This window comes from Kitasatospora sp. NPDC127035 (assembly GCF_042726075.1).
Lineage (GTDB): Bacteria > Actinomycetota > Actinomycetes > Streptomycetales > Streptomycetaceae > Kitasatospora.
In genome coordinates, this window is the sequence record NZ_JBHXDN010000073.1 from 37657 (window position 1) to 48152 (window position 10496).

The following is a 10496-nucleotide window of genomic DNA, read 5'->3' on the forward strand; positions in this document are numbered from 1 at the left end:
TGTTCGGTATCGGCGGTTCGGCGGTTCGGCGGTTTGACGGCCCGGGAACGGCGCGGTCCGGTCCGGTCCGGCCCGGATTCAGGCGTAGGTGACGGAGTAGACGACGGTGGTCGAGAAGCTCAGCAGCTCGCCGTCCGTGGTCGGAACGCTGTGGAGCACCAGCGGCTGGTCGGTCACCTGTTCGCGGCCCTCGCCCGCGGGGAAGCTCAGCGGGGTTCCGCGCCCCGCGCCGCCGCCGAGCCGGCCGGCGGTGCTCGCACCGTCGTCGGAGTCCGACGGGAAGCTGCCCGAGTCGTCCTCCGTGGCGTCGACCCAGACGACCACCCTGTCGTCCGTGAACGGTGCGACCAACTGGAGGGCGGTGGCCCAGGCGGGGAGGGGAGTCATGTCGGACCTCAGGGCCATGGGATCCCAGGTGAAGGTCTGTGTCACCGTGCTCGCCCCGCCGGTGAGGCCGAAGGTGAAGTCCGCCTCGCCGAAGCTGTGCCTGTCGCTGTCCTCGTAGCAGTGGACGGCGGTCACCCTGGCCTCGACGATCCGGTTCTTGACCTTGATCTTCTCCGGTGGTGTCACGGGGGCCTCGCCGGTCGTGTTCCAGACGAAGTCGAAGAAGCCCGCCGCGTCCCACACCACGATCAGGAAGAAGAGCTCGGTGCCGGGTCGCAGCCCGACGTGGGACGAGGTGAGCGGCGAGCGCAGGTCGTCGATCAGCGAGAACTCGTGCATCAGCGCGGGCCGGTCGGAGGTCGCGGTGGCGATCACCTCCTGGTTGCCAAAGAAGGGATGCCCGGTCAGCGGCGCCACCTGGGGCGGGCTGTCGGAGATCTGGACCCGGGCCATGACCGGGGCGCTCGTCGCGAAGGCGGCCGTCACGAACGTGCCGCCCGGCGTGAGGAGGGTCTGAGGTCTCTCGATACACGCGGTGAGGAACTTGAGGCGCGTCTTCGGGCCCGCGCAGGGGGTGTCGACCCTGCCGACCAGCAGCTCCGGCGGCGGCTTCTCCGCCAGCGCGGCGCTGCCCCTGCCCTTCTCGAAGAGGCGGGCCTGGTAGAGGCCGCCGACGGGGACGTCCGCGTGCAGGGCGCGCGTGGGGTGGGGCGGGTCCCAGACGGGGCCGAGGACGAACGGGGGAGGCGGCGGCGCCGCCGGGTCGAAGCGGACCGTCCGGTGCCAGATCTCCAACCCGACGGCTGTTCCGGACGGGTTGACCGTGAAGTCGGCCGGGCCTGTCCCGCCCGCGTTGACGGCGATCCCGGTCGGGTCGTTCGGAGTGAACCTGACCATCGCAGGCCTCCTCGCGTCTACTCCCTTCCATCATCACCCCGCATCGGACCGACCGCCGGATCACCGGCCCCGGCCTTCGCGGGACAACCGTTCCCGCCGGGCCCTGCGGGACGGCCGACGGCTCCGGCTCCTCCGGTTCCTGTGCCCTCCTGTTCCTGTGCCCTCCGGCCGGGTGGGGCCGGAGGGCACAGGGACAGACGCGCGCGGCGGGTGGTGGGCGGTGTGTCAGGTGGTGATGGTGGCGACGGGGTCGAGGCCGTAGGTGCGGGCGTAGCCGTTCTCGGTGCCGACGAGGAGGTCGACGACCTCGAAGTAGCGGTCCCAGAACGGGGTTTCGCGCAGCGCGTCGATGAGGAGCTGGTACGCGTGGTGGTCGTCGGCCTCCCACACCCAGACGTCGGTGACGCGCGCGGAGTAGAACTCGGTGTCGTAGAAGCGTGACCGGACGCCGGTCGTCCTGGTCTCGATCACGGGCAGGACCTCGGTGGTGAAGGTCTCGACGCGTTGCTGGACGGTCAGGGCGAGCCACTCGGGCGTGGTCTTGACGAGCATGAACGCGGTGACCGGCGATGCGGTCTTCTCAGCGGGCATCAGGGTGTCTCCAGAGCGGCAGGTGGCATCGGTGCGGTGGGGGCTTCAGGAGAGGACGGCCGGCTTGAGCGTCCGGGCGCACCACTGCTCGAAGCCGGTGGGCGAGGCGGTCTGCGGGGTGCGGGCGACGCCGGCGTCCAGGCCCTGGTCCTTGGCGCGCTTCATGTCGACGATGCCTTGGACGAACGCGTCGTCGAGGCCGTAGCCGACGAGGGTGGCGTACAGCGCGTCGAGCGACTGGCGTTCGTAGCGGACGGGGCGGCCGAACTGTTCGGTCATGATGCGGGCCAGGTCGTTGGGGGAGAGGTCCTGCGGCCCGAGGACCGGGACGCTGCCGGTGCCGGTCCACGAGCGGTCCAGCAGCAGGCCTTCGGCCGCGGCCGCGATGTCGGCGGTGGCGACGAGCGGCGCCCTGCGGTCGGCGTCGACGGAGTCGGTGAAGCAGCCCTTCTCGCGGATCGAGTCGGCCTCCTCCAGGAGGTTCTCGAAGAAGGACGGGTTGGCCAGGGCCCGGTAGGCGACGCCACTGTCGGCGATGAGGTCGTCCAGGGCGAGGGAAGCGGTGACGAGGCCGGCCCGGTCGGCGAGCGGGGTGCCGCGGCCGAGCGCGGAGACTCCGACGACATGGCCGACGCCGTGCGCCGCGAGCGCCTTCACGGCCGGCCCGCTGAAGCCGCTGTAGGCGACCTGAGGAGACGGGGCGGCGACCGGGGGGACGAGCCAGAAGACCGCGTCCGCACCGTCGAAGGCCCGGTCGACGACCTCGGCGTCCCCGTGCGAGCCGACGACCACCTCGACGCGTCCGCGCGCCGCGTCCGGAAGCCGGGCGGGGTCGCGCACGATCACGCGCAGTTCCTCGCCTGCGGCGGGGGCGGACTCCAGGAGCCGGGAGAGCAGGTGACGGCCGATGTTCCCGGTGGGAGCAGTGATGACGATCATGAAAACCTCGCAGGTCGGGCTGGTCGGTACGCCCCTCATCCTGCTGAGGACCCCGGTGCTGCCACAATGGGAACGTCGGCACGGAATCATTGACGGAAACGGAATAACGCTGGTGAACAGCCCGGATTCGGCCCTCGACGCCAACCTCGCCATCGCGTTGGACGCCCTGCTGGCCGAGCAGAGCGTCACCCGGGCCGCCGCCCGCCTGCACACCTCGCCCGCCGCCATGAGTCGCACGCTCGCCCGCCTGCGCCGCACCTTGCAGGATCCGCTGCTGGTCCGGGCCGGGCAGCGCATGGTCCCCACCCCCCGCGCCCTGGCCCTGCGCGACGAGGCCGCCGCCGTCGTGCAGCGCCTCGGAGCCCTGCTCAGCCCCGATGCCGGCGTCGACCCCGCCACCCTGCGCGGCACCTTCACCCTCCAGACCGCCGACCTCGTCGGCGCGGCCCTGGCCCCCGGACTGCTGCGCCTGGCCGAGCAGGAGGCGCCGGGGGTCTCGTTCCAACTCCGGGCCGAGGAGTTGGAGGCCGGCCCGGCCCTGCGCGACGGCCGGATCGACCTGGAGGTCGGGTCCATCGACCACGTGGACCCCGAGACCAGGGTCGAGGAGCTGGTCAGCCTCCGCATGGTGGCGGCCGTCCGGCCCGGCCATCCGCTGACCGAAGGACCCCTGACCCCGGCCCGGCTCGCCGCCGCCCACCACGTCGCGGTCAGCCGCCGCGGCCGGTTCACCGGCCCCCTCGACACCGCCCTGGCCGAGCAGAACCTTCACCGGCGGGTCGGCATCGTCCTCCCCAGCCACCTGGCCGCCATGATCCTCGCCGCCCGCAGCGACATCGTCTGCCTCGTCCCTGCCGCACTCCCCGGCGCGGCCCCCTCACCCCTCACCGGCGACGCCGTCGCCCTCGGACTGCACCTCCTGGACCTCCCCCTGACGCTGCCGCCCGTGATCGTCGGCATGGCCTGGCACCCCCGCCATGCAGCCGACAGGGCCCACCACTGGCTCCGCAACGCCATCCGCCGGACCCTCCGTCCGCCCGGGAGCCCGACCGCGTGAAACAGGAGCCGGCTGTCCCGGCAGCTGTCCCGGCGGCTGTTCAGGGGGCCGCCCCGGCACGGCTGTCGGAGGCCGGCGCGCCCGCTGGTCGCAGGACCCGCCGACGTCGCGCCCGGCATCGTGCGGCCGCTCCCCGTCGGACGCCCCCGGTGACGGTCAGGCCGGATCCGGGGCCGGCTCGTCCTGATCGTGGGCGCCGCTGCGTCGGTGGGGGACGGCGGTGGCGTACTGGGCGGCCTGAAGGAGGTAGGAGGCCCGGTACCGGCCGTCGGGGTCCGCCATCAGCTCGGCGTGGCTGCCCTGCTCGGTGAGCCGGCCCTCGTGCAGGACGTAGATGAGGTCGGCGTCGGCGGTGGCGGCGAGCCGGTGGGTGATGAGGGTGACGGTGAGGCCCTGGTCGGCGAGTTCGCGGATGTGTACGTTCCGCGACTGCGTGTCCCCTTGTGCGGCGTTGAGCTGGGGTTTCGTTCGAGTCCGCGTCAGTTGTCGTCGACGTCCGTGCGCAGAGTCGTGTCCAATCCTTGTGATCAACCGTTCGTGTCTGGTGCTGTCCGCGTACTCAGCAAAGGTGCTCAGCCAAGTACAGATGAACGTGCTCAGCCCGTAGCTCCCATCTCGCCATCCAGGCCATCGCCAAGACGCACAACCTCCTCCTGCTGGAGGACGGATCCCACGCCCACGGCGCCTCCCACGGCGGCAAGAAGATCGGCACCTTCGGCCTGGCCGGCGCGTTCTCGCTCAACGGCCCCAAGCCGCTGTCCGGCGGCGAGGGCGGGTTCGTCCTCACGGACGACGACGACACCTACTACCGACTCCTGACGTTCGGCCACTACAACAAGCGAGCCAAGTCCGAGATCCCGGCCAAGCACCCGCTCGCGAAGTACGCGGTCACCGGGTCCGGCCTCAAGCTCCGGATCCACCCGCTGGCCGCCGCCATCGCACTCGATCAGCTCGGCCGCCTCGACGGCTACCTCGCCGGACGGGCGGAGATCGCCCGCTACCTGACCGAGGAGTTCGCCCGGATCCCCGGGCTGGAGGTCATCCCGATGCCCGAAGGAGTGATCCCGTCCTGGTACGGCTTGACGATCACCTACCGGCCCCAGGAGCTCGGCGGCCTCAGCGTCGAGCGGTTCCACCAGGCCCTGGTCGCCGAGGGCGCGGTCGAGTTCGACCGGCCGGGCTCCACCTGCCCCGTGAACCAGCTACCGCTGTACCAGAGCCCGGCCATGCTGTTCCCCGGCCACCCGCACGCCCACCGCCGCTACCAAGCAGGGGACTTCCCGGTCGCCGAGCACACCCACGCGCACACGATCAAGCTCCCGGTCTGGCATCGTGAACAGGATCGTCCGCTGGCCGAGCAGTACATCCGCGCGGCCATCAAGGTGAGCGACCACCACAAGGAGCTGCTGTGAACTCTCCCTTCGACGACCCCACGTTCGAGGACACGATCCGCGCCGCCGCCGAGACGGACGGGGTGGAACGATTCGTCGTGGCCGCCGTGATCGCCGACGGCGACCGCATGCTGTTCCTGCGGCGCCCGGTCGGCGAGTTCATGGCCGGCCTGTGGGAGCTGCCGTCGGGCAAGGTCGAGAAGGACGAGGGCATCGAGCAGGCCCTGCTGCGGGAGGTCGACGAGGAGACCGGCCTGCGGATCGACGCGGTCGAGAAGTACCTCGGGCACTTCGACTACACCTCCGGCAGCGGCGCCCGCACCCGGCAGCTGACCTTCGAGGTCACCGTCACCCGCACCGGCCCGGTCACCCTCACCGAGCACGACGCGCACGAGTGGGCCGGGCCCGACGAGATCCCAGCCGTCAGCGAGGCCGTACGGGAACTCGTCACCCGCTGATCGTGCACCGTGAGCGCATTGACCAGACCCGCGGAGACGGATACAACGCCTTCTGCCTGGGTGCACTCATCGTCCGCCACGGCTGGCTCCTGATGCTCCGACGTACGGCGTCGGACTCCTGGGCCGGCCGTTGGGAACCACCCGGCGGCGGCGTCGAGGCCGGCGAAGCCCTCGCCGAAGCTCTCGCACGTGAGGTCCAGGAGGAGGCCGGGCTGGCCATCGCCAGCGCGCTGTACATCGGCCACCTGGACTACCCAGCCCGTGAGAACCCCCTGCTGCCCGCCAGCAGGGGGTTCTTCTTCGCCGCCGAGGAACCGCCCGGTCACTGGCCGGTCCGGATCAACCAGACAGAACACGATCGCTTCGCCTGGTCCACGGCTGACCGTGTCCGGTCGACACGGCCTGACCTCCGCGCTCTCGTTATCCGGCGGCTGGCGCTTACGGCCCGGAGCGGCGCGGGGCCGCCGGGCGACCCGGCGTGAGGGCTTCGGACGGCCAGAGGTTGACGACCGGTCAGAACGAACTCTCCGAGCCGGTGCGGATGGTGGAATCTGCGGGCCTGTCGGACGGCCTTCGCGGCACCCGCGCCCGCTACCCTGGCGTCGGCGGCGCCCCCACCGGGCGCGCCGGCCCTGCGGATGATCAGCTTCGACCCTCACGGGAAGGTGGGGCGACATTCCATGAGGACGCCATGAGCACGTTCGTACTCGTGCCCGGCTTCTGGCTCGGTGCCTGGGCCTGGGACGCGGTCGCCGCGCCGCTGCGCGCCGCCGGGCACACCGTTCACCCGGTGAGTCTGACCGGCCTGGCCGAGCGCGCGGGCGAGGCCGGACCGGAGGTCGGGCTGGAGACGCACATCGCCGATCTGACCGGTCTGATGGTCCGCGAGGACCTCCGGGAGGTCGTCCTGGTCGCGCACAGCGGCGGCGGCGCCCCGGCCACCGGCGCGGCCGACCGCCTGCCCGGGCGGATCCGGCGGGTCGTCTACCTCGACAGCGGGCCGCTCCCGGACGGCGCCGCCCTGCGCGACCTCTGGGAACCCGCCTACCGGGCCCGCGCCGAAGCGTCCCTGGTCGGCGGCTGGCGGCACCCGATGCCTCCCTGGGACGAACTGGCGGCGAGCGGCGCAAGCCTGGACGGCCTGGACCGGGAGACCCTCGACGACATCCGGGCGCGCGCCACCGATGTGCCGGTCAGGGTCTTCACCGAACCGCTGCGGCTCACGGGCGGCGGACAGGCCCTGCCGAAGGCGCTCGTCTCCTGCTCGTTCCCGCTGGAGCAGATCCGCGCGATGATCGCCTCCGGGGAGCCGTACTTCGCCCCGCTCGCCGGCCCCGAGTGGGAGCTGCGCGAACTGCCCACCGGCCACTGGCCGATGTTCTCCCGGCCCGCCGGGACCGCCGTGGTGCTGGAGGAGTTGGCGGCGCTCTGAGGAACGAAGGGCTGCCGCGCCGCACCCGTCGCCGCTTCGCGCGGCCGAGCCCCGTCAGTGGGCCGCCCTCCCTCCGTGGACCGCCCTCCGCGGACCGCCGTCCGGCCGGCGAGAATTCGGGTGGTGTGGCGCAGAGACGAAGGGGAAGACGGTGCCAGGGAGCGTCGGTGACGGTCCCTCACCACCGGCCCGTCGAGGAGGACCACCCATGAGTCAGCCCGTCCCTCCGAACCTTTCCGTCGTACGCCTCGCCACCGAGGCCGCCGATCTTCTGCGTGCCGCCGGTACGGCTCCCCAGGGTGGCCGTCCGGGCCTGCTGCACACCGCCGAGGCGGCCGAGACCGTCGCTGCGCTCGCCGGAATCGCCGCGCGCCTGCCGGAGCTGCTGGACCAGGTCGAGGCCTTCCTCAGCAGCGAGCAGGCCTCGGGCCGGATCGCGCCCGCCACCGAACCGGTGGGCGACGCGGCGTTCGACGTCATCCGGGCCGCCCGCGATGCCCGGGACCAGCTGTACGAGGCGAGTCGCACCGCGGCTCTGCTCGCCGAGGTCCTGGCGGCCGCCGCCGGCACTCTCGCTCCGCTGGGCGGGTCGCGGACGGCCGGAGGGCCCCTCACGCCCCACGTCTGAGCGCCCGCCCGGACGCGGTCGCGCCGTTCGACGTCCTGCCGTGCCGGGGCAGCCTGCGCGGCGCTCGGGGACCGGCCGGCCGTCGCCGCCGGGGGCAGCCCTCCGGGGAGGCTCAGACGATGCGGCGGGCGCCGGAGGAAGGGACGGCCGTGAAGGCGCGGGGAGCGGTGTAGGCGGCCTGTCGGAAGGCGGTTTCGACCGCGGTGGTGACGGTGGGTACCCGGTCGGCCGCGACGAGCGCTATCACCGAGCCGCCGAAGCCGCCGCCGGTCATCCGGGCGCCCAGCGCGCCGGCGTCGACGGCGGCCTCGACGGCGAGGTCGGTCTCCGGGCAGGAGACGCCGAAGTCGTCGCGCAGCGAGGCGTGTCCGCTGGTCAGGATCGGGCCGAGTGCGTGGAGGTAGCCCTCGTGGAGGAGGGCGGCGGCCTGTTCGACGCGCGCGTTCTCGCTCACCACGTGGCGTACGAGCGGGCGTAGTTCGGCCGGCAGGCGGTCAAGCGCCGCCGGCAGCCTGTCCGGGGTGAGGTCGCGAAGGGCGGGGAGGCCGAGCAGGGCGGAGGCCCGCTCGCAGCCGGCCCGCAGCTTCGCGTACTCGCCGTCGGCGAGGTCGTGTTTGACCTGGGTGTCGATGACCAGGAGCCGCAGACCGGCGCCCTCCAGGTCGACCGGGACGTGACGGGCGGACAGGTCGCGCGTGTCGAGGAACAGCGCCTCGCCCTGCCGGGCGCACACCGAGGCCATCTGGTCCATGATCCCGCAGGGGACGCCGACGAAGGCGTTCTCCGCGCGTTGGGCGATCCGGGCCAGTTCCTTCCTGGTCAGCCCGAGATCGTGAAGGTCGTTGTACGCGGCTGCCACGACGCATTCGATCGCTGCCGAGGAGGAGAGGCCGGCGCCGGTCGGCACGTCGCTGTCGATGTGTACGTCGGCCCCGCCGATCGCGCATCCGGCCTCGCGGAGCGCCCAGACGACGGCGGCCGGGTAACGGGCCCAGCCGTCCACGCCGCCGGGGGAGAGGGCGTCGATGTCCAGTTCGACGGTCCGGCCGTCGCCCTGCTCGCTGTAGAGGCGAAGAGTTCGGTCGGCGCGGGGGCGGACGGTGGCGCGGGCCGCCTGGGGCAGCGCGATCGGCAGGACGAACCCGTCGTTGTAGTCCGTGTGCTCGCCGATCAGGTTGACCCGGCCGGGGGCGGCCCAGACCCCGGTCCGGGCGGGGGCCGTCGCGCTGTCGGGGGTGCGTACCGGGCTCATCGGGCTTGCTGCCTCTCGGTGTTCCGCGTCGGGGTGAAGGCCCGGGCGTCGGCGACGACGTCGTCCGGGTTCGGGCGGCGCGGGGTCCGGCCGGCATGGCCGGCGCCACCCGTGACGAGGTACCTGCTCATGACGAGACCTCCCGCAGACGCTGCGCGGCCGCCTCCGGCGACACGTCGTTGACGAACGCGTCCATCCCCGATTCCACACCGGCGAGGTACTTGAGCTTGCCGGCCGTGCGGCGGATCGTGAACAGCTCCAGATGCAGGGCCAGTTCGGGGGCACCGACGGTCGGCGCCTGGTGCCAGGCCGCGATGTACGGCGTCGGCGCGGTCCGTCCGCCGCTCTCGGCCTCGACGAACAGGCGGTCGAAGCGGCGCAGCAGTTCCAGGTAGAGGCCGGGGAACTCGGCGCGCTCCGCCTCGTTCAGGTGTGTCAGGTCGGCGACCCGCCGGTTCGGATAGAGGTGCACCTCGTAGGGCCAGCGGGCGGCGAACGGAACGAACGCCGTCCAGTACTCACCGGCCAGCACCACGCGTACCGGATCGGCGCGTTCGGCCGCCAGCACGTCCTCGAAGAGGTTGCGGCCGGTGGTGACGCGGTGCCAGTCGGCCTGCTCGATCATGCGGGCGGTGCGCGGCGGGACGAACGGGAAGGCGTAGACCTGTCCGTGCGGGTGGGCGAGGGTGACGCCGATCTCGGCGCCGCGGTTCTCGAAGATGTACACGTGCCTGACGTCGGGGAGCAGGGACAGTTCCGCGGTCCGGTCCGTCCACGCGTCGAGGACGAGGCGGACCTGGGGCTCGGTCAGGTCGGCGAACGACGATCCGTGGTCGGCGGTGAAGCACACCACTTCGCAGCGCCCGGCGCCCGGCTCCGCCTTGGCCACCGGGTGGCCGAGGTGCTCGGGGTCGGCACCGGTGGCCAGGGCGGGGAAGCGGTTCTCGAACACGACGACCTGGTAGTCCGAGGCGGGAACCTCGCTGAGCCGGCCGTCGTGGGAGGGGCAGAGCGGGCACTCGTCCGCGGGCGGACGGTAGGTGCGGGCCTGCCGGTGCGCGGCGATGGTCACCCAGTCCCCGGTGAGCGGGTCCCTGCGGATCTCGGACAGGCTCGCCGCCGGCTCCAAGGGACGCAGGTCGACCGAGCGGGCTCGGGGAGTGGCGTCGTCCTGGTCGAAGTAGAGGAGTTCGCGGCCGTCCGCGAGCTTGTCCGAGGTCTTGATCATGGCTTCCTTCCCTGCCGGGCCTGTCTCGGCTACCCGTACTGAGCAAGCCTCGGGTTCATATTCGAACACAAAAGAACAGAAGTCAACAATTAGATGTCGTGAAATGGTGGGTGAGCACGGCGGGGCGGAGACCCCCGCCGGACGGCCGGGCGGCGGCAGCCGCCGCCCGGGGCGACGAAGGAGGGCGACGACCCCCCCCACCGAAGGCTCATATAAACAACAACCAAACCACCACA

13 protein-coding genes are annotated in these 10496 nt (G+C 72.4%); 6 read left to right on the top strand and 7 right to left on the bottom strand.

The features are described 5' to 3' along the window. Positions 1-78: 78 nt before the first annotated feature. The 3 genes from ACFWIC_RS34230 to ACFWIC_RS34240 all read right to left on the bottom strand — a co-directional run bounded on the left by ACFWIC_RS34230 (position 79) and on the right by ACFWIC_RS34240 (position 2814). The gene (locus tag ACFWIC_RS34230; protein WP_380520801.1) at positions 79-1284 is read right to left on the bottom strand and encodes a hypothetical protein; all 1206 of its coding nucleotides are present in this window, start codon (positions 1282-1284) and stop codon (positions 79-81) included. Positions 1285-1509: 225 nt separating this feature from the next. Continuing rightward, positions 1510-1875, bottom strand: a complete 366-nt coding sequence (locus ACFWIC_RS34235; RefSeq protein WP_380520802.1) for a darcynin family protein — start codon at positions 1873-1875, stop codon at positions 1510-1512. A gap of 45 nt (positions 1876-1920) precedes the next feature. Continuing rightward, the gene (locus ACFWIC_RS34240; protein WP_355402722.1) at positions 1921-2814 is read right to left on the bottom strand and encodes an NAD(P)H-binding protein; all 894 of its coding nucleotides are present in this window, start codon (positions 2812-2814) and stop codon (positions 1921-1923) included. 103 nt (positions 2815-2917) lie between these two features. Here ACFWIC_RS34240 and ACFWIC_RS34245 point away from each other — a divergent pair, with 103 nt between their 5' ends. Next, positions 2918-3871: a LysR family transcriptional regulator gene (locus tag ACFWIC_RS34245; RefSeq protein WP_380520808.1), complete on the top strand. Its 954-nt coding sequence runs from the start codon at positions 2918-2920 to the stop codon at positions 3869-3871. 156 nt (positions 3872-4027) lie between these two features. On the opposite strand, the gene ACFWIC_RS34250 is transcribed toward ACFWIC_RS34245, so the two are convergent. Beyond that, complete coding sequence (locus tag ACFWIC_RS34250; RefSeq protein WP_380520803.1) at positions 4028-4402, bottom strand: hypothetical protein; 375 nt, start codon at positions 4400-4402, stop codon at positions 4028-4030. 98 nt (positions 4403-4500) lie between these two features. Between ACFWIC_RS34250 and ACFWIC_RS34255 the strand changes: the two genes are divergently transcribed. The 5 genes from ACFWIC_RS34255 to ACFWIC_RS34275 all read left to right on the top strand — a co-directional run bounded on the left by ACFWIC_RS34255 (position 4501) and on the right by ACFWIC_RS34275 (position 7780). Further along, on the top strand, positions 4501-5283 hold the full coding sequence (locus ACFWIC_RS34255) for a DegT/DnrJ/EryC1/StrS family aminotransferase (protein WP_380520809.1): 783 nt from the start codon (positions 4501-4503) through the stop codon (positions 5281-5283). Beyond that, positions 5280-5720, top strand: coding sequence for an NUDIX domain-containing protein (locus ACFWIC_RS34260; protein ID WP_380520804.1), 441 nt, complete (start codon positions 5280-5282; stop codon positions 5718-5720). Before ACFWIC_RS34255 ends, ACFWIC_RS34260 begins: the two co-directional genes overlap by 4 nt. Before the next feature lie 2 nt (positions 5721-5722). Next, entirely contained in the window at positions 5723-6202 is a 480-nt protein-coding gene (locus tag ACFWIC_RS34265) for an NUDIX hydrolase (protein ID WP_380520805.1), read from the top strand. 209 nt (positions 6203-6411) lie between these two features. Then, a complete protein-coding gene (locus tag ACFWIC_RS34270; protein WP_329877653.1) occupies positions 6412-7152 on the top strand; it encodes an alpha/beta hydrolase in 741 nt (246 codons plus the stop codon). Between the two features lie 208 nt (positions 7153-7360). After that, entirely contained in the window at positions 7361-7780 is a 420-nt protein-coding gene (locus ACFWIC_RS34275) for a hypothetical protein (RefSeq protein WP_329877655.1), read from the top strand. A gap of 112 nt (positions 7781-7892) precedes the next feature. Here the strand turns inward: ACFWIC_RS34275 and galK are convergent, their stop codons facing one another. Genes galK through galT form a run of 3 tightly spaced genes read right to left on the bottom strand, consistent with a single transcriptional unit; the run spans position 7893 to position 10260 of the window. Beyond that, positions 7893-9032 (bottom strand): galactokinase, encoded by a 1140-nt coding sequence (gene galK, locus ACFWIC_RS34280; RefSeq protein ID WP_380520806.1) that lies wholly within the window; start codon positions 9030-9032, stop codon positions 7893-7895. Beyond that, entirely contained in the window at positions 9029-9163 is a 135-nt protein-coding gene (locus ACFWIC_RS34285; protein WP_380520807.1) for a hypothetical protein, read from the bottom strand. Before ACFWIC_RS34285 ends, galK begins: the two co-directional genes overlap by 4 nt. Further along, positions 9160-10260, bottom strand: coding sequence for a galactose-1-phosphate uridylyltransferase (gene galT, locus ACFWIC_RS34290; RefSeq protein ID WP_380357953.1), 1101 nt, complete (start codon positions 10258-10260; stop codon positions 9160-9162). The genes ACFWIC_RS34285 and galT overlap by 4 nt, the downstream gene beginning before the upstream one ends. Positions 10261-10496: the final 236 nt, after the last annotated feature.

Coding starts and splice junctions, on each gene's coding strand:
- ACFWIC_RS34270 (WP_329877653.1), top strand. CDS start 6,412: ATGAGCACGTTCGTACTCGTGCCCGGCTTCTGGCTCGGTGCCTGGGCC.
- ACFWIC_RS34235 (WP_380520802.1), bottom strand. CDS start 1,875: ATGCCCGCTGAGAAGACCGCATCGCCGGTCACCGCGTTCATGCTCGTC.
- ACFWIC_RS34275 (WP_329877655.1), top strand. CDS start 7,361: ATGAGTCAGCCCGTCCCTCCGAACCTTTCCGTCGTACGCCTCGCCACC.
- ACFWIC_RS34285 (WP_380520807.1), bottom strand. CDS start 9,163: ATGAGCAGGTACCTCGTCACGGGTGGCGCCGGCCATGCCGGCCGGACC.
- ACFWIC_RS34240 (WP_355402722.1), bottom strand. CDS start 2,814: ATGATCGTCATCACTGCTCCCACCGGGAACATCGGCCGTCACCTGCTC.
- galT (WP_380357953.1), bottom strand. CDS start 10,260: ATGATCAAGACCTCGGACAAGCTCGCGGACGGCCGCGAACTCCTCTAC.
- ACFWIC_RS34230 (WP_380520801.1), bottom strand. CDS start 1,284: ATGGTCAGGTTCACTCCGAACGACCCGACCGGGATCGCCGTCAACGCG.
- galK (WP_380520806.1), bottom strand. CDS start 9,032: ATGAGCCCGGTACGCACCCCCGACAGCGCGACGGCCCCCGCCCGGACC.